General features: G+C 61.5%; 19 protein-coding genes and 1 pseudogene. 13 read left to right on the top strand and 7 right to left on the bottom strand.

What is annotated here, in order from left to right:
* Positions 1 to 203: 203 nt before the first annotated feature.
* Entirely contained in the window at positions 204 to 866 is a 663-nt protein-coding gene (locus tag IB264_RS19290) for a phytochelatin synthase family protein (RefSeq protein WP_025430115.1), read from the bottom strand.
* Positions 867 to 924: 58 nt separating this feature from the next.
* A complete protein-coding gene (locus IB264_RS19285) occupies positions 925 to 2919 on the bottom strand; it encodes a transcriptional regulator (protein WP_128090364.1) in 1995 nt (664 codons plus the stop codon).
* 135 nt (positions 2920 to 3054) lie between these two features.
* On the opposite strand from IB264_RS19285, the gene IB264_RS19280 reads away from it, so the two are divergent.
* The 8 genes from IB264_RS19280 (at position 3055) to IB264_RS19245 (ending at position 9830) form a co-directional block, all read left to right on the top strand.
* On the top strand, positions 3055 to 3900 hold the full coding sequence (locus IB264_RS19280) for a class I SAM-dependent methyltransferase (RefSeq protein WP_057225794.1): 846 nt from the start codon (positions 3055 to 3057) through the stop codon (positions 3898 to 3900).
* 325 nt (positions 3901 to 4225) lie between these two features.
* Positions 4226 to 5152 carry an amino acid ABC transporter permease gene (locus IB264_RS19275; protein WP_025430118.1) on the top strand — a complete coding sequence of 309 codons (927 nt, stop codon included), beginning with the start codon at positions 4226 to 4228 and terminating at the stop codon, positions 5150 to 5152.
* Positions 5149 to 5913: an amino acid ABC transporter ATP-binding protein gene (locus IB264_RS19270; protein ID WP_192433918.1), complete on the top strand. Its 765-nt coding sequence runs from the start codon at positions 5149 to 5151 to the stop codon at positions 5911 to 5913. The genes IB264_RS19275 and IB264_RS19270 overlap by 4 nt, the downstream gene beginning before the upstream one ends.
* A 32-nt stretch (positions 5914 to 5945) precedes the next feature.
* Positions 5946 to 6809 carry an ABC transporter substrate-binding protein gene (locus IB264_RS19265; protein WP_025430120.1) on the top strand — a complete coding sequence of 288 codons (864 nt, stop codon included), beginning with the start codon at positions 5946 to 5948 and terminating at the stop codon, positions 6807 to 6809.
* 21 nt (positions 6810 to 6830) lie between these two features.
* Positions 6831 to 7604, top strand: coding sequence for a GntR family transcriptional regulator (locus tag IB264_RS19260; RefSeq protein ID WP_128090338.1), 774 nt, complete (start codon positions 6831 to 6833; stop codon positions 7602 to 7604).
* Between the two features lie 26 nt (positions 7605 to 7630).
* Positions 7631 to 8371, top strand: a complete 741-nt coding sequence (locus IB264_RS19255; RefSeq protein ID WP_025430122.1) for a BtpA/SgcQ family protein — start codon at positions 7631 to 7633, stop codon at positions 8369 to 8371.
* Complete coding sequence (locus IB264_RS19250; protein ID WP_025430123.1) at positions 8368 to 8886, top strand: ureidoglycolate lyase; 519 nt, start codon at positions 8368 to 8370, stop codon at positions 8884 to 8886. The genes IB264_RS19255 and IB264_RS19250 overlap by 4 nt, the downstream gene beginning before the upstream one ends.
* Positions 8883 to 9830 (top strand): carbohydrate kinase family protein, encoded by a 948-nt coding sequence (locus tag IB264_RS19245; RefSeq protein ID WP_025430124.1) that lies wholly within the window; start codon positions 8883 to 8885, stop codon positions 9828 to 9830. The genes IB264_RS19250 and IB264_RS19245 overlap by 4 nt, the downstream gene beginning before the upstream one ends.
* Before the next feature lie 111 nt (positions 9831 to 9941).
* Here IB264_RS19245 and IB264_RS19240 read toward each other — a convergent pair whose 3' ends face one another.
* Positions 9942 to 10466: a BA14K family protein gene (locus IB264_RS19240; RefSeq protein WP_057217124.1), complete on the bottom strand. Its 525-nt coding sequence runs from the start codon at positions 10464 to 10466 to the stop codon at positions 9942 to 9944.
* A gap of 392 nt (positions 10467 to 10858) precedes the next feature.
* On the opposite strand from IB264_RS19240, the pseudogene IB264_RS35615 reads away from it, so the two are divergent.
* From IB264_RS35615 to IB264_RS19225, 4 genes and pseudogenes are all read left to right on the top strand, one after another.
* Positions 10859 to 11377, top strand: a pseudogene (locus IB264_RS35615) (GAF domain-containing protein); the annotation flags it as partial.
* 537 nt (positions 11378 to 11914) lie between these two features.
* Positions 11915 to 12763, top strand: coding sequence for a sigma-54-dependent Fis family transcriptional regulator (locus IB264_RS35610; RefSeq protein ID WP_373688511.1), 849 nt, complete (start codon positions 11915 to 11917; stop codon positions 12761 to 12763).
* A 161-nt stretch (positions 12764 to 12924) separates the two neighbouring features.
* Positions 12925 to 14001 (top strand): 2,3-butanediol dehydrogenase, encoded by a 1077-nt coding sequence (locus tag IB264_RS19230; RefSeq protein WP_192433916.1) that lies wholly within the window; start codon positions 12925 to 12927, stop codon positions 13999 to 14001.
* Positions 14002 to 14078: 77 nt separating this feature from the next.
* A complete protein-coding gene (locus tag IB264_RS19225; protein WP_084813987.1) occupies positions 14079 to 15881 on the top strand; it encodes an NAD(P)/FAD-dependent oxidoreductase in 1803 nt (600 codons plus the stop codon).
* 85 nt (positions 15882 to 15966) lie between these two features.
* Here the strand turns inward: IB264_RS19225 and IB264_RS19220 are convergent, their stop codons facing one another.
* From IB264_RS19220 to IB264_RS19210, 3 genes are all read right to left on the bottom strand, one after another.
* Entirely contained in the window at positions 15967 to 17361 is a 1395-nt protein-coding gene (locus tag IB264_RS19220; protein ID WP_025430129.1) for an FAD-binding oxidoreductase, read from the bottom strand.
* 15 nt (positions 17362 to 17376) lie between these two features.
* Positions 17377 to 17754, bottom strand: coding sequence for a cupin domain-containing protein (locus IB264_RS19215; protein ID WP_025430130.1), 378 nt, complete (start codon positions 17752 to 17754; stop codon positions 17377 to 17379).
* Between the two features lie 76 nt (positions 17755 to 17830).
* Positions 17831 to 19552, bottom strand: coding sequence for an amidohydrolase (locus IB264_RS19210; protein WP_025430131.1), 1722 nt, complete (start codon positions 19550 to 19552; stop codon positions 17831 to 17833).
* A 201-nt stretch (positions 19553 to 19753) separates the two neighbouring features.
* On the opposite strand from IB264_RS19210, the gene IB264_RS19205 reads away from it, so the two are divergent.
* The gene (locus IB264_RS19205) at positions 19754 to 20650 is read left to right on the top strand and encodes a helix-turn-helix transcriptional regulator (protein WP_158071658.1); all 897 of its coding nucleotides are present in this window, start codon (positions 19754 to 19756) and stop codon (positions 20648 to 20650) included.
* Positions 20651 to 20715: 65 nt separating this feature from the next.
* Here IB264_RS19205 and IB264_RS19200 read toward each other — a convergent pair whose 3' ends face one another.
* Entirely contained in the window at positions 20716 to 21510 is a 795-nt protein-coding gene (locus IB264_RS19200; protein ID WP_041692910.1) for an ABC transporter permease, read from the bottom strand.
* Between the last annotated feature and the right edge of the window lie 6 nt (positions 21511 to 21516).

The raw sequence follows: 21516 nt of genomic DNA, 5'->3' as shown, positions 1-21516 counted from the left end.
CACGCTTCCTGCCTTATGGTAAGCAATCAATGCTTGAGACTCTACATCGCAGAGTGACCTCCGCATATGGTCGTAACGCCCGCCTGCGGTCGAGCAGGCCGAACCGATTGACCGGTTCGCCGTCTGCAGGACATTCCCGGTGCCCCGAGGGACTTCGAAGACCTGCCTATCCAGACACGCCCGCTGCGAAAGCGACAACGCGGTCAGGGGCCGCCGATTTGAAGCAGGCCTCTTTTGCTATCACCGTCGAGAGTATCCATGGCGGCAAACAAACGATCGCGCTCGATGAGCCAGGGCTTGAACTGCTCATTCACGTCCAGGACGAACACCAGATCTTCGGCCTCCAGATATCCCGCCACGGGTGAGTGGTGTCCTGCTCCCGCTCCAAAAATCGTCCTACGATCGAAGTTGATGATGTAGCGACGGTCGGGATCGTTAGCGTGCGTCATGTGCTCACGGAACTGCTCGGCGGTCAGGTTCCGCAGCACGGTGACCTGGTGGCTCGTCTTCTTTCGCGCAAGCTCAGCCAGCTCGTCCAAAGTGAGCCCCATTATGCAGTACCCCGTCCAGCACGTACCTGTTCCGGACAGGACGTCGGCCTCGGTCGTTTCGTCCTCACCGATCGAGCGGAAGCTGTTTGCAAGGCTTGCAGGTCCACACCGCGAACCGTTCGACTGCCACGTGACGCGTTTGTCAAAGGCAGAAGCGACCGGGAGGCTCCAGGCTTTTTCGAGAAGATCTGAACTGCGAATGACAGATGTCTCGATCGCTATGGGAGCAACGGAGGTCCGAGAAGGCACGACGAATGTCGCCGCAACGAGCAAACCCAAGGCGGCCGCAAAGCCAAGCACGACCCGATGTTTCATTGTCTGATCCCCACAATGCAAGGACGATCAGAAACAATGAACCAGGGACAAGATGTCATCAATGGAGGCCGATCTGCCTTGCACCTTCGCGAAACAGCGTCTGCTGTTCGGGCCCCAGATGAAACGCGGTCAGAAAATCGCTCAGGCTGTAACCTGAAAACCGATGATGGATCGACGCCACGTAGCCACGCCCTTCGTCGAGCCGGCCGATGAGCGCCAGCGATAGCGCCGCGATCGCCAGAATGTGGGCATGGGCATTCGGCCGAGCCGCAGCCTTGATGGCCCAGCCGGCGGCCTCCTCAAAGCGTCCGAGGCGCACGAGTGCCAGCGCCCGGCTTGCCAGCATGCCGAAGAGCAGCGGATCAAATGGACTGAGTTTTCGCGAAAGATCAGCCGCCACAATAGCTGCCTGCGCATCGCCGGACTGAGCCTGGACGAAGGCGAGCGAATAATGACCAAGCGCAAAGCTGGGGCTGAGTTCGACCGCCTGTTCCAGCTCGCCGACGGATTGGTCATGCAGCCCCCGCAGCCAGAGCGCTCGGCCGATTGCCCAATGCGCGGCCGGGTCGCGGTCATCGGCCATCATGCTTTGGCTGGCTGCCCGATACGCGAGCTCGACCTCCACGTCCTGATCCGCCCAGTGCTGGAAGGCGCTTTGAAAATGGGTGAAGGAAAGGCCCGCGTGAGCGCGGGCGAATGTCGGATCGAGGTTTATCGCGGTCTCGAAGAAGTGTTGGGCCTGTTCATTGTTGCTCCTGGTGAAGCGATACATGTGCCAGAGCCCACGGTGATGCGCCTCCCACGCATCGAGAGAACTAGGTGGCTTCAGGATTGCCCGGTTGCTCTCAAGCGCTTCGACCTCACGCTCGATGGTGACGACGATCCGACTGCCGATCTCGTCAAGCAGAAGAAAGGTCTCCGCAGCATCGTACTCGAAGACCTCGGCCCAGACGATACGGGCGGTTTGCGCCTCCGTAAGTTCGACGCAGACGGTGATGCGCCTTCCGAGGCGCTGGAACGAGCCGTTGACGACATAGTCGACGCCGAGCATCCGGCCAGCCTCGTGCGGTGTGTACCGGCGGTCGCGCAGGGCGAACATGGTGCCCTGGGCGATCACGCTGAGGCTTCGCTGTCGGGCGAGCCGTGTGATGATGTCGTGAACGAGCGCATCCGACGACCCACCCGGAATGGCCATCGGCGACGTGTCATCGAAGGGCATGATAGCGATCGAGGCACGGCGATGCGTCTGAGGTGCTGCTGTTTCGCTCGGCGCCGTTTCGGCGACGGGCGCCGGATGCACTATGAACGTCTCGTCAGCCTGAGCCCTGGCCGTGCGCCAGATCTCTCGAAGAGGTTTGCTGTCAACGCCTTCACTATCGAAAAGCTTGGCAGTCGCTGCCAGGTGCTCCTCTCCTTCCCGAACGCGCCCGTCGGCAGCAAGGCTTTGCAGCAGCAGCTCGTGGGGACGAAGGTCAAAGGAGGCAAGGGCAATCCAGCGATCGAGATAGCTGCGCACTTCCTCATGGCCGGCGCGTTGTACGATGTGATCGAGGAGAGCCGCATGGGTATCGCGCAATCGGCGCCGTTGGAACGCCAGCCAGCTGTCAAATGCCGGGCAGCGCTCAATCGCAAGGCCGTCAAGAAAATCGCCGACAAAAAGATCGGCCAGGGATCGCAACTGTTCCGGTGCAAGCGTCCTAAAGCCGTGTCGATGGGCTGCGGTAACCTCGATCGCATCGACCGAGCAATCCGACAGATCGAGGGCGATCGTATCGCCCTTGGCACGGACGCGCTGCTCACCGATCAGCGACCGGATCTTGCTCAGACACCATCGCAGTTCACCGCGCGGATCGTCGGGAACATCCCACAGAAGGTCGCAAAGCTGAGCCCTTCCAGAGGGATGAGGCGAAAGCGCCAGATAGGCAAGAAGAGCACGCACCTTGCGCGATCCGGGCAACGGCACGTCCACGCCTTCACGGCGAATTGCCAATGGTCCGAGCAGTCGGAGCGTTAACGACGGCATGTCGATCTGCCTTCGCCCGTAAGGTTCCATGGTCATTACCACGCCGGCTCCCACGCCGGTTCCCACGCTCTCTGCCTAAACCAGAAGCCGCGGAAGATCAGATGCTCGAAACAGGCCTGTGACAGACGCACCATGACCCAATCAAACTGCCTTAAGGAGGAAAAAATGTCCACATCCGCAGCTCTAGCCGACCAGAACCACCAGCCTGCCGTCGACTTCGGCGCGCTCAAGGCCCGGCAGCAAAACGCGTGGTCTTCAGGCGATTACGCCGTCGTCGGCACGACCCTGCAAATTGTTGGCGAGAGCCTCTGTGAAGCGCTCGATCTGCGCGCCGGTTCCAAGGTGCTCGACGTCGCCGCTGGCAACGGCAACGGTGCGCTTGCCGCCGCCCGGCGCTGGTGCGACGTCACCGCGACGGATTACGTCCCTGCGCTCCTGGAGCGCGCTCGTGAGCGCGCCAAGGCAGACCGGCTCTCCATCACCTTCCAGGAGGCAGATGCAGAAAACCTGCCCTTCGCCGATCAGTCGTTCGACACTGTGCTCTCGATTTTCGGCGTGATGTTCACGCCCGATCAGGAGCGGGCTGCCGGCGAGCTCCTTCGTGTCTGCAAGCGCGGCGGCTCCATTGGCCTTGCGAACTGGACCCCCGATGGCTTCATCGGGCAGGTGTTCAAGACGATCGGTCGCCATGTCCCAACGCCGGCAGGTGCCCGCTCGCCGGCGCTCTGGGGATCGCGCCCGCGTCTCGAGGAACTGTTCCCGGCCACGTCCGCCTCGGTTGCGGCAATGCCGCGGCAGTTTGTGTTCCGCTACAAGTCGCCCGAGCATTGGCTTGAGGTCTTCCGGACCTTCTACGGCCCTGTTTTGAAGACCTTCGCCGCCCTCGAACCCGCGGGACAGGACGCGCTCGCTACCGATCTGCTGGCGCTCGTTGCACGCTTCAATCGCGCCGATGGCGGTACCATGGTGGTGCCGAGCGAGTATCAGGAAGTCGTTGTTACAAGGCTCTGAGTCAAGGCTATGTTGAACCATGTCACCGCCGCGCACGCGTCTCGATCCGTGCTCGGCGGTGTACATCGAAACGGTCCAACCTTTCGACGATATGTCATCGATGAACCTCCCAAGCGAGCGATCAACGTAACGCCGACGACACTCACCCTCTCACTGGATAGTCCAGCGCCACGAACTGGCTGCTGATCGCGGACGTGCACGCGACCTGTGATCACGTGCCCATTTTCCCGACAACGCGCTTGTTTTTCCTTCGGCGGTCGGCCCGCTTGACTCCGCTAAAGAACGCATCTAGTAAGTTGTAGGCCTAACCCTACATTTGGACATCATGACCCGATCAACCTCGAATGCAACTCCCACGCTGTCGCTGACAGACCTGCCAGGCCCGGACGTGCCCATTCGCCGTTTGAGCCACCCTTGGCGCTGGATAAGCGGTGGTGCCGTCATCCTGCTGCTGGCAGTGATCGGTCGCGCCTTTGCGGTTGGTCAAATCCAGTGGACGGTCGTCGGGCAGTTTCTAACGGCCGGCGTCATCATCACCGGTTTCGGCTGGACCCTTTTGATCTCGGCTTGCGCGCTTGCACTTGGCGTGGTCCTCGGCTTCGCCTTCGGGATCATGCGCCTTTCGGAAAATCCAATCCTGCGCTTTGCCGCCTGGCTTTACGTCTGGATATTTCGCGGCACGCCGGTGCTGCTCCAGCTTCTCATCTGGTTCAACATCGCACTCGTCTTTCCCCGTCTCTACATTCCGGGCCTGGTCGACGAGCGCATGGTTGATGTGGTGACGCCCTTTGTCGCTGCCGTTCTTGGTCTCGGCGTCAACGAGGGCTCTTATCTGACGGAAGTGGTGCGCGGCGGAATCTCGTCCGTCGATCGCGGCCAGAAGGAAGCGGCCCACACACTCGGCATGACGCCCGGCCAGACGATGCGGCGCATTATGCTGCCGCAGACCCTGCGGTTGATCCTGCCGGTTCTTGGCAACAGCGCCATCGGCATGCTGAAATTCTCCTCGCTCGCCGCCACGATCGCCATGGGCGAAATGCTGAACGCGGCCCAGCGGATCTACTTCATCAACGGCGCGGTCATCGAGCTGCTGTTCGTGTGCGCCGCCTGGTACCTCGCCGGAACGACGGTCCTTTCCATCGGTCAATATTATCTCGAACGCCATTTCGGCCGCGATGCCGCTGCCGCTGCCAGCAATCGAAGCTGGTTCAAAGGACGGGCGCGGCGTCTCGCCGCTGTGAGGGAAGCATGAGTCTCGCGGTCAAGGCGGTAGGTATCCGCAAGAGTTTCGGCAGCCACGAGGTATTGAAGAACCTCGACCTCGAAGTCGCCTATGGTGAAGTGCTGTGCATCCTCGGCCCCTCGGGCAGTGGTAAGAGCACGTTCCTTCGGTGCATCAACCATCTCGAAACGCCAAACGGCGGTTATGTCTGGGTCGATGGTGCGATCATGGGCTACGCGCTCCATCGCGGCGCCCTACAGGAGCTGCCCGTCAAGCGACTACGCGCACAGCAGAGTCAGCTCGGCATGGTGTTCCAACACTTCAATCTGTTCGCGCATCTGACGGTGCTCGGCAATGTCATCGAAGGGCCGATGGTCGTGCGCGGATTGCGCCGGGCCGAAGCCGAAGCCCGCGCCATGGATCTGCTGGAGCAGGTCGGCATGGCGGCCAAGGCCGAAAGCTATCCGTCGCAGCTTTCAGGCGGCCAGAAACAACGCGTGGCAATCGCCCGGGCGCTCGCCATGGAGCCACGGGTGATGCTGTTCGACGAACCGACCAGCTCGCTCGATCCGGAGCTTGTCGGCGAGGTGCTGGAGGTCATGCGCAATCTGGCGCGCGGCGGTACCACCATGATTGTCGTCACCCATGAGATCGGCTTTGCCCGCGAGGTGGCAGACCGCGTCGTGGTGATGATCGACGGAGAAATTCGCGAGACCGGCGCGCCGGAACAGGTCCTCAGCAACCCCGGTGATCCGCGCGTGCGCACATTCCTCAGCCGCGTTCTGGCCTGAGAAATTTCAGCTTAAAAATGGGAGAACAGAAAATGAAACGACTGCTGCCAATAGTTCTGGGACTTGCCTCCACCACATTCATCAGCCTGTGTGTAGCCGGAGGGGCCCATGCCGCGGCCGATGAGAAGCTGGCCGCCGCCCTGCCCGAAGCCGTGCGCGCCGCTGGCAAACTAAACGTCACCATCAGCCTTGCCTATCCGCCGATGGAATACAGCGATGCCGGCTCGACCGACCTGAAGGGTTTCGACATCGATCTCGCCAAGGCCGTCGCCGAGCGCCTCGGCCTGACGGCCGAGTTCCAGAACGTCGAATTCCCGCAGCTCATTCCTCAGGTCGTCACCGGCCGGTCCGACATGATCATGACCGCCTTCTCCGACAAGGTCGAACGCCAGACACAGCTCGATTTCATCGACTACTTCAAGACTGGCAACGTCTTTTATTCCACGGCCGATCAGCAGGGAGAGATCAAGGTTGAAACCGATCTCTGCGGCAAGACCGTGGCCGTGGCGACGGGCACCAGCTGGGTCACATGGGCGGAAAATGTCGGCAAGACCAATTGTGCTGCCGACAAGCCGATCACGGTCATCCAGATCCCCACACAGGCCGAGCACATCATGCAGATCCGCCAAGGCCGTGCACAGGCCTCGGTCATCGGCCTGGAGGGCCTGCTCGATCTGATGAAGCAGGAACCGGGCAAGTTCTACCAGATCGGCAAGGTCGACGAGATCAATTACTACGGCATCGCCTTTGCCAAGGCGAATGGCCCCTTGCGCGATGCGGTTCTTGCAGCGCTCGAGGCGCTGAAGGCGGATGGTACTTATGCACAGATCCTCGATCGTCATGGCTTGAAAGATGCTGCCGTGGAAGAGTTCAAGGTGAACGGAACCACGAAGTAACGGAGCCAAACGGAGCCCGCCTTGACCCATCCCTCCATGCCTGACGCCCCCATCGCCGCCGACGACAGATTGTCGAGATTGCGCCTCGATCTCTATTCGAGCGAGCAACTTTACCGGCAGCTCTACCGGGCGCTTCGAGCCGCAATCCTGAGCGGCGATTTTTCCGAAGGGGAAGCCATTCCCTCGGAAAACCAAATGCGTGACCAGTTCGGCATCGCCCGGACCACGGTGCGCAATGCGATGGCGCTTTTGGTGTCGGAGGGACTGGTCCAGCAGGTTCGCGGCCGGGGCACGATCGTTTCGCACCGGCCGATCAGCCACAATATCTGGAACTTCGGCAGCTTTACGGAACTCGCCCGCCGACAAGGCCAACGCCCGACGACGCGGGTACTGGAGCATCGGGTTGAGAACGGTGAACTGTTCCTGGTGCGCGCTCGCGGGCTTGCCAACGGCGAGACCGTCAACTGGCTGAACGTCGATACGTCGCAGCTCGATCTCGCCCTCTATCCAGGCATCGACCGCTACGATTTCGCGGCGCAATCACTCTACGAGGTATTGCGCCGCGACTATGACCGCAACCCCATTCGCTCGGAATTGCTTTTGACGGTTGTGCCGCCATCCGACCGTTTGCGGGAGGTGTTTGCTCCGGCACACGACGTGCCGGGCTATCTTTGCGCCAGCGGGGATGTGCTCGACGCCAACGATCGGTTGGTCGAACGCACGTCGATCGTCTACTCGCCGGCGGTCCAGATGAAATTCGCCACCCGTTGGGGGCGTGATACCGCGCCGGCCTGATGGCGGCGCGACGCAGGAGAACGAACATGAGCCGCTTCGGCGAGACCTTTACGACGCCAAAACCCATTCTCGGCATGTTGCACCTGGCAGGCGACAGCCCCGAGGGCAAACTCGCCCAAGCCGAGGAAGAAGCCCGCATTATGGCGGGTGAAGGTGTCGATGGATTGGTAGTTGAGAATTATTTCGGCCACGCCGAGGATGTGGAGCGGGTGCTGGAGCGGCTGTTCGGCCTTGATCTCGGCACGCGCATCGGCGTCAATGTGCTACGCGATGATGCGCGCGCATTTGAACTTGCCCGACACTATCCCGTCGCCTTCATCCAGGTCGATTCCGTTGCCGGTCATTTGCCGCCCGAGACGGATGCTCCCTTCGCCGCAGACCTTGCCACCCGCCGTGAAGGCGTCTCGGCGCTGCTGCTCGGGGGCGTGCGGTTCAAATATCAACTGGTCCTGTCCGGCAGGCCGGAAGCAGAGGACGTGCGCATCGGCGCCTCGCGTTGCGACGGCCTCGTGGTGACCTCCGATGCGACGGGCCGGCCGACCGACATGGACAAGGTGGCGCGTTTCCGTGCCGCAACCGGGGGCGGTGTACCGCTACTGATCGGAGCCGGCCTTACCGAGGCCAATGCCGCCGAACAGCTTGCCCACGCAGACGGCGCCGTCGTCGGAAGCTGGTTCAAGCACGACCATAAGGACACCGGCCGGGTTGAAGCGGCCCACGTCGCCGGCTTGATGCGCGTCGTGCGTGCTGCAAGGAGTGCCGCATGAGCGCTCCGGATGCCGTCCTCGCCCGGCCGGTGACCGCCGAAAACTTTTCGCGGTTCGGTACGACCTACAACCTGACTGACGATTCAGATCCCAAGGCGATATGGACGGCGGGCGACGGCTGGCGAGACGGGTTCACCACCGCACCGCTGATTGAGGGCTCTGGCCACCTTGGCATCACGCGCGGCGGCGGCGGACCATGGCTCTGCGCGGCAATGGAGCGGCACCTGGGAACCGAAGAGGCGCTGTTCTGCGCATCCCAACCGATCGTGCTGGCCGTCGCGCCCGCATCCGACGCAGAGGCACCGCATCGCGATGACCTTGAAGCATTCGTGATTGCGCCGGGGCAAGTGGTAGTGATGCATCGTGGCGTCTGGCACGACGCTTGCCGCGGCGTTTCGGGCCCTGCGCCCTACTATTGGATGGCGATATGTGGCTTCGGTGAAAGCCCCTGGGTGCCTGTGGCTGGCGGACCACGCCTGATCAAGGCGGCCAACCAGGAAGGACTGAGCGCATGACAACCTTTTTCATCGGTGACGTGGCGCTCGACGAATATTACACCGCCGATCGCTGGCCGGGTCGTGCGGACAAGGGCATGGTCGCCGAACTGCCGGCGGAAACCGGCGGCTCTATCGCCAACGCCGCTGTGGTACATGCGGCACTGGGCGGCCGAACGCAGTTCATCTCATTGCTCAACGACAGCCCGCTGTCAAAACGGCTGATTGCCGACCTCGTGGAGAACGGCGTCGGCGTCAGCCACATGCTGACCGACCCTGCTATTCCCGAATCGCGCAACCTGATCTTCCTGGTCGATGGCGAGCACATCGTGCTGACTGTTGAGATGGGCGAACAACCGATGTGGCTGTCACCGGACAGTTTGACGGCGCTGCGTCAGCCCGGATTGATGTATACGACCCTCTATCGTGTCCGCCGGCTGCACGTGCGGACGGAAAGCGGCATTCTGAAACAGGCCGGACTTCTGGCCGACCTGCGCCAGCACGGGCGCCGCGCCATCTTCGATCTCGACGTCGGCGGCTGCACGCCTGAGGACATGCCCTATCTCAAAGGTGCGGCGGTGGTCATCTTCAACCAGGTCGGCTTCCGTACCGCCTTCGGCCATGAAGACCTGTCGTGCATCGGAGACTGGATGCGCGATCATGACATCGACTGGGTGGTGCGCACGCTGGCGGCCGAGGGCGCAGAGGCGCGTAACGGTGACACGATACTGCGCGCTAGCGGGTTTCCCGTCGATGTCGTCGACGTGACTGGCGCTGGCGATACCTTTGGCGGCGTGCTGACCTGGTGTCTTGAACAGAACCAACCCTTTGCCGATGCCTTGAACTTCGCCGTGGCTGCCGCAGCCCGCTCAGTCACCGTCCATGGTCCCCGCGGCGGCAAGGCCAACGCCGACGAAATCCTTCGCTGGTGCGATGACAGAACCCGGCACCGGCCGCGCCATTGAGCGCGGATTTCGATGATATATCGTCCCGGGCGACGGTACAGATTGCTTGCCAGCAGTCCAAACCCGTCCAGATAGCGGATGAATCCGTTTAACGGCGTACCTCAACCGCGCTCAATAGTAAGGTGAGACGCACGCTTGTCGCGGACCGTAATAGGGCTGGAATGTATCGTCGTATGCCCTATAGGAACGGTAGCGCGCGTAGCACCAGCGCATATGTGCACTGCCGCCGCCGTAGACTTGGCGGTAGTAGCGTGGCGCATAATAGCGTGGCGCATAATAGCGCTGCCGGTAGTAGTTCCCGCCATAGTAGTTCCCGCCATAGTAGTTATTGCCGTAGTAGTTCCCGCCGTAGTAACCGGGGCCATAATATCTGGGTTGAGCCAGCAGCCCGCCGATAACGGCGCCGGCGGCAAGCCCACCCAGTGCCCAAGCCCAATCGTCACCACCACCGTTGTGATGATGTCCGTGGTTGTACCCGCCGTAGCCGCCGTAGCCGCCGCGATATCGCCTGTACTGAACCAGCTGGGCTTGCGGCGCCTCAATCCCTGGCGCGGCAATTGTGGGAAATGCCATGACCGGCGGAGCGCTTGTCAGCGCAGTCGCAAGCGACAAGGCAACGATTGCAAACCTTTTCATTGGCTTCACCTTTCCTCTGCAGCGCCACACGTCGAATTCGGCGCGCAAAGGACACTGCAGTCCTTTAAATCGCGGCCTAATTCTACCCTAAAATCGAACTTGAGTTGAGGAATTATATATCGGCCGGAAAGCATCCCGTTCCGCTCACGGACGCTTGAATGAAATGCTTCGAATGCGGGAATGCCTGCCTTCTCCGCAAACCCTGGAAGGTGCCCCGCTTCAACAGCTACCGGTCGCGCTGAGACCCGTTCGCACGCAGTTTGTGTTTTCGACCAGGCGATCGCGCTCAAACTGAACGAAATGTCCGCCGGCCCTTTACAAAGCCGTTTCGCCATGGACACATTCGCGTTCGGAGGAATGGAGGAGCGTGGCAGCAATGCCATTGAAGTTCCATGGTTTCACATTCTGAACATGTCCGCGAGATCGAGCGGGTGGGACAGGGCCTGGCAACGGGACGCGACGACATTGTCGTCAAGTCGTGGCTGCGGTGCCTTGATCAGCACAAGCTGGATCCAGCGCAGACATGCGAAGCCTACATCCTGCCTGAACAGCGCCTTCGCGAGCATCGGCAGGAAGCCGAGGACCTTATCAGGATCGCGCGGTCAGGCCTTGAAAACCTCTACAACCAGGTCGCCGGACAGAACTACGTTCTGCTGCTCTCCGACAGGAAAGGCGTGACAGTCGAATTTCTGGGCGATCCTTCCTTCGACAACAACCTGCGCCGGGCCGGCCTCTACCTTGGATCCGACTGGGCCGAAGCGCGGGCGGGTACCTGCGCCGTCGGCGCCTGTCTGGAGACCGGAGAAGCCTTGACGATCCACCAGAGCGACCATTTCGACACAACGCATACGCCGCTCTCCTGCACCGCAGCGCCGATCTACGATACAGAAGGCGGGCTTTCGGCCGTTCTCGACATTTCTCTGCTCAGCTCTCCAATCCTGAAGGCAAGCCAAAACCTTGCGCGCCACCTTGTGGCCGCCACCGTGCGTCGTATCGAGCTCGCCAACCTGATGGCTCGGACGCGCCATGAATGGGTGCTGCGCTTTGCCCGCGCGCCCGAGTTTCTCGACGTCGATCCTGAGGCGGCGATCTCGATCGACGGCCGCGGCCACATCATCGGCATGACCCATGGCGGCGCACGGATCCTGGCGCGTTCGGCCGGGCTCGACTGGCGTGACCCGCAAAACCTCATCGGGCAACCGATGTCGCGTTTCTTCGATATCGGGGTTGATGGCCTGGTGGAGTTGACCCGTCGCAGGCCGACTGAGGAACGGCTTCTGACCGCGCGTGACGGAAATGCTCTCTTTGCCCACGCGATCGAACCGCAGTTTCCTGTCGGCCGGTCGGCCGGCAAGATCGCAACGGCCTCGCCCTCTCGACGGCTCGGCGGCCAGGTGCCGGTGATCGCAGCTCTTCAGGATCGGATCACCAAACTCGCGCCGACCGCATTGCCGGTCCTCATCCAGGGCGAGACCGGTTCGGGCAAGGAGCACCTCGCCCGAACAATCCATGACTGCAGCGGCCTCAAGGGTAAGTTCGTTGCGATCAATTGTGCCGCGTTGCCCGAGCATCTGATCGAGAGCGAACTCTTCGGCTATCTGCCCGGCGCCTTCACCGGGGCATCGCCCAAGGGGCGCAAGGGCCTGATAGAACAGGCCGACGGCGGAACCCTCTTCCTCGACGAGATCGGCGACATGCCCCTCACCCTGCAGACAAGATTGCTACGGGTCCTGGCGGAACGGGAGATCCTGCCGATTGGCGGGCAGGAACCGAAATCGGTGAACCTGCGCATCGTCTCGGCAACGCACCGGCCGCTGCAGCAACTGGTGCAGGAGGGGCGCTTCCGCGAAGACCTGTTCTATCGTCTGAATGCCGTCGTGTTCCATATGCCGCCGCTTCGCGATCGGGCGGATTTCGAATGGCTGCTCGCGACACTCCTCGAAAAACACCGCACCGAGGAGCGACCTTTGCACATCTCGTCGGACGCGCTGGCCGCGCTGAAGGCGCATGGCTGGCCCGGGAATATTCGCGAGCTGGATAACGTTCTCGCCGTCGCCGCTGCCGTCTGCGACGAAAACAGGATTGAACTCGGCGACCTGCCGGACCACCTCACAGCGACGCCGACAGGCAAGACTGAAGGTCCTTCCCCAATCGGAAAGACCGATGACGGCACGGCGCTCGAGATCATGCTCTCTTCCTGCGGCTGGAACATCTCCGAGGCGGCCCGGCGCCTGGGCGTCGATCGCTCCACCGTCCATCGTCAGATCAAGCGCCACCGGCTGCGCGCCAAGCACTAGCATGCAACAGGTGTGGCACCACACCTGTTGCATCCGCCTCAGGTGGACGATGCCCACCAGGTCGAGCTACGCCATTGATTAGCAACGATATTCAAACCTGACCCAGCCCTGGCACGCCCCTTGCTCCGTACTGTCGCAACAAAAGGCAGAACGGAGGAAACATGCGCGCACTCAGATTTCATGCAGCCAGGGATCTGCGGCTTGAACAGATCTCGCCACCCGATCGCAATCCGGGGCCAGGCCAGGTCCTCATCCGCAATCGCTTTGTCGGCATCTGTGGCACGGACCTGCACGAATACGCCTATGGCCCGATTTTCATTCCAAGCGAACCGCACCCGTTCACCGGCGCGCGGGCGCCACAGATTCTCGGGCACGAGTTCGGTGGCATCGTCGAGGCGATCGGCGACGGCGTAAACACCATTGCGGTCGGAGACAGGGTATCCGTTCAACCGCTGATCATGCCGCGATCCGGCGACTACTTTGCCGATCGCGGTCTTTACCACCTCAGCACCGACCTCGCCTTGGCGGGCCTCAGCTGGCAGTGGGGCGGGATGGCGGAACATGCCACGCTCAACGAATACAACGTCCAGAAGATCCCCGATGCGATGAGCGACGAGGAGGCAGCCCTTGTCGAACCGACTGCGGTTGCCGTCTATGCCTGCGATCGCGGTGGCGTGACGGCGGGAAGCAGCGTGCTCGTCACCGGTGCCGGACCGATCGGCATCCTGACACTGCTGGCGGCAAGGGCAGCCGGCGCAGCACAGCTGTTCGTCTCCGACATCAACGATGCGCGGCTCGATTTCGCAAGATCGATCCTGCCCGATCTGATCACGATCAATCCCAAACGGGACAATCCCGGCGACATCGTTCGGGCGACCTCGGAAGGCCAGGTCGGTTGCGATGTCGCGATCGAATGCGTCGGCAACGAACATGCGCTGAAAGCCTGCGTCGATGCCGTGCGCAAGCAGGGTGTCGTCGTGCAAACGGGTCTGCATCCGCACGAGAACCCGCTCGACTGGTTCCAGGTGACCTTCAAGGACATCGACCTGCGCGGATCCTGGGCCTACCCGACCCACTACTGGCCGCGCGTCATCCGGCTGATCGCATCGGGTCTGCTTCCGGCCGCCAAGGTTGTGACGAGCACCATCACGCTCGACCGGGCCGTTGCCCAAGGCTTCGACGCCTTGCTCGATCCGGCCGGCAAGCAACTGAAGATCCTGATCGACCTTACAAAATGATCATCCGGGCACGCCGGGGAAGGAGGAGCTTCCCCGGCGTTTGCCACCTGACACTCGAGCAACACGGAGGAGATACCATGCTTGAAGACAGCCCCAACACGAAGATAGACGCAGCCCTTGCCAAGCTCGGCAAGGCGCTGGAGCGCGGAGATGTCGAAGCCGCGGTCAACCTGTTCCAGGCTGACTGCTATTGGCGAGATCTGGTCACGTTCACCTGGAACCTGCGCACGATGGAGGGCCACGACCAGATCCGCGACATGCTGACAAGGCAACTGAAAACAATCAAACCATCGCGATTTCGCCAGGATGAGAAGGAACTGGCAAGCGACGGCGACGGCATCACGCAGGGCTGGTTCGAATTCGAAACGGATGTTGCGCGTGGCTATGGCCATATCCGTCTGAAGAATGGCCTGATCTGGACGCTATTGACGACGATGAGCGAGCTCAAGGGGCATGAGGAACCCAAGGGTCTGAAGCGACCGATGGGGGCGGAACACGGCCACGACCCCAATCGCAAGACCTGGAGCGAAAAACGCCAGGCGGAAGCCGCCGGACTTGGCTACGAGACGCAGCCCTACGTCGTCATCATCGGCGGCGGCCAGGGCGGCATTGCGCTCGGTGCGCGCCTGCGCCAACTCGGCGTACCTACGATCATCATCGAGAAGAACGAGCGACCCGGCGACAGCTGGCGCAAGCGATACAAGTCACTCTGCCTGCACGACCCCGTCTGGTACGACCACCTGCCCTACATCCCCTTCCCGGAGAACTGGCCGGTCTTTGCGCCGAAGGACAAGATCGGCGACTGGCTGGAGATGTACACCAAGGTGATGGAGCTCAACTACTGGAACTCGACCACCTGCAAATCCGCTTCCTATGATGAGGACAAGCAGGAATGGACCGTCGTTGTCGAGCGCGATGGCAAGGAAGTGGTGCTGAAGCCGAAACAACTTGTGCTCGCCACGGGCATGTCCGGCAAGGCCAACGTTCCCAAATTCAAGGGACAGGAGATTTTCAGGGGCGAGCAGCAGCATTCCTCCCAACATCCGGGCCCCGACGCTTACAAGGGCAAGAAGGTGGTGGTGGTCGGGGCCAACAACTCGGCGCACGACATTTGCGCCGCACTGTGGGAGGCGGGCGCCGACGTCACCATGGTCCAGCGCTCCTCGACCCACATCGTACGATCGGATTCGCTGATGGAGATCGGGCTCGGCGACCTCTATTCCGAGCGGGCGGTTGCGGCCGGCATGACGACGCGCAAGGCAGACCTCATCTTCGCCTCGCTGCCCTATAGGATCATGCACGAGTTCCAGATCCCGCTTTACGACAAGATGCGCGAGCGCGACGCCAAGTTCTATGCGGATCTCGAAAGGGCGGGCTTCATGCTCGACTGGGGCGCCGACGGCTCCGGCCTGTTCATGAAATACCTGCGCCGCGGCTCGGGATATTACATCGATGTCGGCGCCTGCGACCTCATCATCGACGGCTCGATCAAGCTGAAATCCGGTTCAGACGTTGATCACCTGACCGAAACGTCGGTGGTACTCAAGGACGGCACGGAGCTACCGGCGGATCTCGTCGTCTATGCCACCGGCTACGGCTCGATGAACGGCTGGGCGGCCGATCTCATCAGCCGCAAGGTTGCCGAAAAGGTCGGCAAATGCTGGGGTCTGGGCTCCGACACGCCAAAGGACCCCGGCCCGTGGGAAGGCGAGCAGCGCAACATGTGGAAGCCGACACAGCAGGAAGCCCTCTGGTTTCACGGCGGCAACCTGCATCAGTCACGGCACTATTCGCAGTACCTCTCCCTGCAATTGAAAGCCCGCCAGGCTGGCATCGAAACGCCGGTCTACGGCTTGCAGGAAAGCCATCACCGCGGCTGACGCCTTGAGGATTGGCCGGAGCCAGCCTTCGGCCAATCCTGTCGCATCGCTTGCGCTGTATTAGATCAGAAAGGCGCTGGCATTCTCAACTCAACGGAAAGCCCATTGCCGAAACCAGCCTGAGCCACGGCTTGCGCCATCCGCCCTTTTGGTCGGCCGTGTCGAGCGCATACATCGTGACCTGTGCCCCGAGCCAGCGAAAGGGTTCCGGCGGCACGACGTTGGGCAGCTGCGTTGCGAAATCCAGCCTGCTCTCCGAAGTCTTCGAGCCGTCGAGAATGTCGAGCGCTATGCGTGCGCCGAATCTCGACGCGGAGACCCCAAAACCTGAATATCCGCCGGCATAAACGACCTTGCCTGCGTGGTATCTCTGGAAATGCACCGCCATGCGTGTGCTGAGATCGATCGGGCCGCTCCAGGCATGCGTGAAGCGGTGGCCCTGCAACTGCGGAAACGTATCGAAGAACGCGGCCGCCAGCGGCTCATAGGTGTTGACGTCGCTATCGACGCTTGGTGACGTCGTGCCCGCGAAGGCATAGCCGAGCCTTCCCCCGAAGATGATCCGGTTGTCCTTCGTCAGCCGCATGTAGTTCATCTGGGTTCGGGTGTCGTAGACACCCTGCCGGTTCTTCCAGCCGATCGACGCCATCTGTTGCTCAGACAACGGCTCGGTCGCGAGCACCCGATCTCTGACGGCGACGACACGGCGCTTGATGCCGGGATGGCCGGAGGCGAATGCGTTGGTGGCCAAAAGCACCTTCGGCGCGGTCACCGCGCCGAATGGCGTCTTGACCTCGATCTTGGCTCCGACCTCATCGAGCGCCAGCAACTGCGTATTCTCAAAGATCTCAACGCCGAGAGAAAGGGCCGTTCGTTTCAAACCCCAGGCGAGCAAGGCCGGGTGCACCGTGCCGCTGCTATCCTTTGACCAGATCCCGGCCTTGTATCGCGGCGATGCGATCTGGTCCTGGACAGCGTCCTGATCGAGAAACACGGCCTGATGGCCATATTGAAGGTGCAGTTCGTGTTCCCTGTGAAGGGCTTCGAGATGGTCTGCATCCACGGCAACGGTCAGTTCGCCGCCCCACTCGGCGTGGCAGTCGATACCATGGTCGAAAATGGTCTGCATGAACCCATGCATGTTCTCCTTGCCGAGCCGCTCCAGCTCGGCAATGTCGTTGGGGAATACGCGCACCGCATTGGACAGGCCGTGCATCACCGACGTCGAGACGACACCGCCCGGTCGACCGGAGGCGCCGTTGGCCACGGTGCTCTTTTCGATCAGCACCACATCGAGATCGGGCTTCGCCTGTTTGGCCTGGATTGCGCCCCAGAGGCCAGTGAAACCGCCACCGACGATCAGCAGATCAGCCTTTCGATGGGCCGTCAGCGGCGGCAGCGCCTCGGGAGCATCCGGCCGATCCAGCCAGAACGGCGACATTTTCACGTCGGCAAGCGACGCTACCGACGGTCGTTGCATTGGGTGTGCCATAGGTCACCCGTCAGTCTTTGCTGTGTGCAAGACGTAGACTTTGCGCATCGTCTCCAGCACCTCGAACCGGACCTCAACCCCCTGCGGCAGCAGGTAGCTTTCGCCGGCTTGGAACGTCTCCACCGATCCGTCCGGGTTGGTGATCGAGACTTTTCCCGAGAGGATGAAGCTGTACTCCACCCCGTCAGGGTAGGAGAGCATTTCGGCATAGGGCGTCGATTGCCATGTACCGACGACGATCGAGCCGTCAGCGCTCTCGAAGTGGACGTCACCCATCTCGTCGGCAAAACCCGACAGGATCGCTTCGACGGGCACGACACTGCACTTTTCCAGCTCGCGCAGGCCGACGCCATTGCGATCGATTTTCATTACCTTGGACATGTATGCTCCTGAATGCATAGTCAGCGTTTGGCGGGACGGGACGTTGCCCGGCCCCGCCGGATGCGGTTTGGGGCTGCTATTTCGCCCGATAGACTTCCGTTCCGGCGACATAGGTCGCCTCGACATGCCGCTTGCGAATGGACCGGTCGACGGGATCGGGAAGCTTGGCGTCGAGCACGACGAAGTCTGCCCATTTGCCGGTCGAAATCGAGCCGATCTCATTGGCCCACGGCGTCATGTTGGCGCCGGCCTGGGTGTAGGCGAACAGGGCCTCGTCAAAAGTGACCGCCTGCTCGGGGTGCCATGGACCATCGCCGAGCCCGAACGGGCTTTCGCGGAAAACGGCATCGTTGATCTGGGTCAGGGGGCTGAGCGGCGATGTCGCCCAGTCGGATCCGAACACGACCGGCACCTTGTGCTGCAGCATCGACTTCCAGACATAGGCATGATTCTCGCGCTCATGGCCTACCCGCTCGGTGATGTATTTTCCGATCGTGCCGGTTGCGTGGTTCGGTTGCATTGACGCGACGATGCCGAGCTTCTTGAACCGCTCGATATCGGGCGGAGAGATGATTTCGATATGCTCGACGCGATTGGGGTATTTGCCGGGCGACTGGCCTTTTTCGAATGCGTTCAGCGTCATCTGCACGCCGGCATCGCCGATCGCGTGGACGGCAGTCGGGAAACCGTTGTCGTTTGCGGCCTTGATCAGCGCGCTGAGATCAGCCTCCGACTGGAAGGGCTCTCCCTTCCACCCCGTGCGATCCGAATAGTTTTCAAGCAGGTAGGCCGTGTGGGTCGACAGCACCCCGTCGACGACCGACTTGGCGTAACCGACCGTGAGCAGCGGTCCCTTCACCTTGGTCTCGCCGCTGGCAGCCACGCGGCTGTCGACGGCCTCACGATCCTTTGCCGCCGCCGGAATATTTGCAGCCTTGTCCTCGAAGAAGCCGTACCAGACCCGCAACGACAGGTTCTTGTCCTCGACGAGTTTCAGATAGTCGTAGACGGCGGCGATGGACGACATGTCATGAACGCCGGTCAGGCCGACGCTGTTGGCAAACTTCACGGTCTGCAGCAGCGCTTCGGCACGTTCCTTGTCGGAATAGGCCGGCTTCTTGTTGGTGATGAGGTCGCCAGCGCCTTCGAGCAGGATTCCGGTCGGTTCTCCGGTCTTGGCGTCGACGACGACCTCGCCCCCGGCAGGCACCTCGGATTTCGCGGTGACGCCGCCGATTTCCAATGCCTTGGTGTTCACCCAGATCGAGTGGAAATCGATGTCGCGCAGAACGACGGGGCGATCCTTGACCACGGCGTCGATGTCTTCCTTCGTCGGAAGCTTGCCCTCCTTCAGCGTATAGTCCCAGCCGCCTCCGGTGATCCACACGCCTGGCGGCAGGCGTTCATCCGCCTCCTTGATCTTCTTCAGCCAAGTTTCCTTGTCTGGGATGTAGGAGAGATCGACACCGGTGACGTAGTCCGTACCGCTTGTCAGATGCGTATGTCCATCGATGAAGCCGGGCGTGACAGTCTTACCGCCGAGATCGAGCACCGTGGTCTTGTCATCGGCGAGCGACCGGATCTCGGCGCTGGTGCCGACCGCCACGAACTTTCCGCCCTCGACGGCAAAGGCTTCCACTCGAGGCGTATTCGGATCGACGGTCCGCACGTCGCCATTGACGGCGATAAGGTCGGCAGCTGCATTCGCGGCCGTCGACGATGATCCGGCCGCAAGCGCGGCGAGCATGGTGCCAGCCAGAAGCTGGTGCAGCAGAACAGGTGATTTCTTGGTGCGCACGTCTTTCCCTCCCGAGGTCCGAACAGATGAAGCGGATGCATGGAGTAAGCGGCAATGCGGCCGGATGCGGAATACTCCAAAGGGCTAGGTTCGCCGATCGGCGGTTGGCGCGGGCGTTCCGACCATGTCCGCAACAGGCCATGGCCATGTCTTGCGGCCGTTTCGAAACTCACCTACGCTCGCGCGAGGGAGGACATTTTCATGAACGGGAGTATCGCGACGAGCGAGCCAGGCACGGTGACGCAGTCGCCTGCAATCAATGAACTGGCAATGTCACTGATCGGCAATATCGGTCGGCTTGATTTCCAGGAGCGCTTGACTGAGGCACTGAAGCAGCACGTTTCCGTGGATGCGGGGCTGATCCTGCTCTATCGCGGCGACAGTGCGCCGAAGATACTCTTCAACGATTGGCAGACGCATCGCGGCCTGTCCGACATCCGGCATTACCTTCAGGGCCCCTACCGGCTCGATCCGTTCTATCAACTCGCTGTCGAGAACGAGGATGACGGGCTTTATCGCCTGAGCCAGATCGCGCCTTCGTTCGATCGAACCCAGTACTACCGCGAATACTATCAGCATTCCGGACTTCATGACGAGTTCAACTTCATCGTCAGCCTCGACGATGCCTCGAAGATCGCGATCTCTCTCGGCCGCAAGCGGTCGAGCATCGCGTTCAGCGCACAGGAAGTGCAGCTGCTCGAGAGCCTCGCTCCGATCCTGCGCACGGCAGTCATCCGTCATTTCCGCGACCTCAGACCCGAGACGCTTGATGGCGAGGGGTCCGCGTTGCAGAAGGCGCTTGCCCAGGCGATAGGCAATTTCGGCCGGAGCGTCCTGACGGAGCGCGAATGCCAGGTCGCTCAGCTCGTTCTGCGCGGCTATTCCGTCAAAGGGGCTGCGGCTCGACTCGGCATCTCTCCGGCAACAGTGAAGCTCCACCGCCGAAATCTCTACTCGAAGCTGGATATCACGTCACAAACGGCGCTGTTTGCATTGTTCATAGATGCAGTCTCTTCGGCCAGGAACGTCTACGAAGACCCGCTATCCGGCTACCTCGCCAAGCGCGGGCAGCTCACGGGCGAACTTGCCTGCAACTGACGCATGTCCGTTGCAGGCAACTGAGGCCTTATTAACGCCAAGGGGTCCGCCACCTGACCGAACGCCTAAACGGCAAGACTGCTCTTTGCCGATGGCCTGGAGACGATGCGTGATGCCACCAGGCCGAAGACGACGACACCAAGGATGATCGTCGAGATGGCGTTGACCTCAGGGGTCACGCCGAACTTGATCTGCGAATAGATCTTCATCGGCAAGGTCGAGGCTCCGGGCCCGGTCGTGAAACTCGATATCACGAGATCGTCGAGCGACAGCGTGAACGACAGCAGCCAGGCCGAAACGAAGGCCGGAACCATGTTCGGCACGGCCACCTTCATGAACGCCAGCAATGGTGGGCAGCCAAGGTCTCTTGCTGCTTCCTCCAGCGACGGGTCGAGTTCGGCCAGTCGGGATTGCACCACCACTGCCGCAAAGCACATGGTGAAGGTGGCGTGGGCAAGCGTGATCGTCACCGGGCCGCGATCGATGCCCAACGTCACGAACATCAACAGCATCGACACTCCCATGACCACCTCCGGCATCACCATCGGCGCCACCAGCATGCCGCTGAAGATATGATGGCCGCGAAAGCGCCGAATTCTGACAGTCACGATCGCCGCAAGCGATCCGAGAACGGTCGCGAATGTTGCCGAGATCGCCGCCACGAGAAAGCTGATCTTGGCGCCCTCGACGATCGACGGATTGGTGATCGCGGCCGTGTACCACTGAGTGGAGAACCCGCCCCAGACGGTGACCAGTCGCGAGGCGTTGAAGCTGTAGGCAACCAGAACCACGATCGGCAGGTAGAGGAAGGTGAGCCCGGCGAAGATGGAAAGCCGGTTGAACCAGGAAGGCTGAGGCATAGTCGC

Source organism: Ensifer sp. ENS11 (genome assembly GCF_014851895.1).
In the GTDB taxonomy this organism is placed as follows: Bacteria; Pseudomonadota; Alphaproteobacteria; order Rhizobiales; family Rhizobiaceae; genus Ensifer; species Ensifer canadensis.
This window is presented reverse-complemented; position numbering and strand designations above follow the sequence as displayed.

Bases quoted from the DNA above. Each gene is read 5' to 3' on its own strand.
- IB264_RS19290 (WP_025430115.1), bottom strand. From the start codon at position 866: ATGAAACATCGGGTCGTGCTTGGCTTTGCGGCCGCCTTGGGTTTGCTC.
- IB264_RS19285 (WP_128090364.1), bottom strand. From the start codon at position 2,919: ATGGAACCTTACGGGCGAAGGCAGATCGACATGCCGTCGTTAACGCTC.
- IB264_RS19280 (WP_057225794.1), top strand. From the start codon at position 3,055: ATGTCCACATCCGCAGCTCTAGCCGACCAGAACCACCAGCCTGCCGTC.
- IB264_RS19275 (WP_025430118.1), top strand. From the start codon at position 4,226: ATGACCCGATCAACCTCGAATGCAACTCCCACGCTGTCGCTGACAGAC.
- IB264_RS19270 (WP_192433918.1), top strand. From the start codon at position 5,149: ATGAGTCTCGCGGTCAAGGCGGTAGGTATCCGCAAGAGTTTCGGCAGC.
- IB264_RS19265 (WP_025430120.1), top strand. From the start codon at position 5,946: ATGAAACGACTGCTGCCAATAGTTCTGGGACTTGCCTCCACCACATTC.
- IB264_RS19255 (WP_025430122.1), top strand. From the start codon at position 7,631: ATGAGCCGCTTCGGCGAGACCTTTACGACGCCAAAACCCATTCTCGGC.
- IB264_RS19250 (WP_025430123.1), top strand. From the start codon at position 8,368: ATGAGCGCTCCGGATGCCGTCCTCGCCCGGCCGGTGACCGCCGAAAAC.
- IB264_RS19245 (WP_025430124.1), top strand. From the start codon at position 8,883: ATGACAACCTTTTTCATCGGTGACGTGGCGCTCGACGAATATTACACC.
- IB264_RS19240 (WP_057217124.1), bottom strand. From the start codon at position 10,466: ATGAAAAGGTTTGCAATCGTTGCCTTGTCGCTTGCGACTGCGCTGACA.
- IB264_RS19230 (WP_192433916.1), top strand. From the start codon at position 12,925: ATGCGCGCACTCAGATTTCATGCAGCCAGGGATCTGCGGCTTGAACAG.
- IB264_RS19225 (WP_084813987.1), top strand. From the start codon at position 14,079: ATGCTTGAAGACAGCCCCAACACGAAGATAGACGCAGCCCTTGCCAAG.
- IB264_RS19220 (WP_025430129.1), bottom strand. From the start codon at position 17,361: ATGCAACGACCGTCGGTAGCGTCGCTTGCCGACGTGAAAATGTCGCCG.
- IB264_RS19215 (WP_025430130.1), bottom strand. From the start codon at position 17,754: ATGTCCAAGGTAATGAAAATCGATCGCAATGGCGTCGGCCTGCGCGAG.
- IB264_RS19205 (WP_158071658.1), top strand. From the start codon at position 19,754: ATGAACGGGAGTATCGCGACGAGCGAGCCAGGCACGGTGACGCAGTCG.
- IB264_RS19200 (WP_041692910.1), bottom strand. From the start codon at position 21,510: ATGCCTCAGCCTTCCTGGTTCAACCGGCTTTCCATCTTCGCCGGGCTC.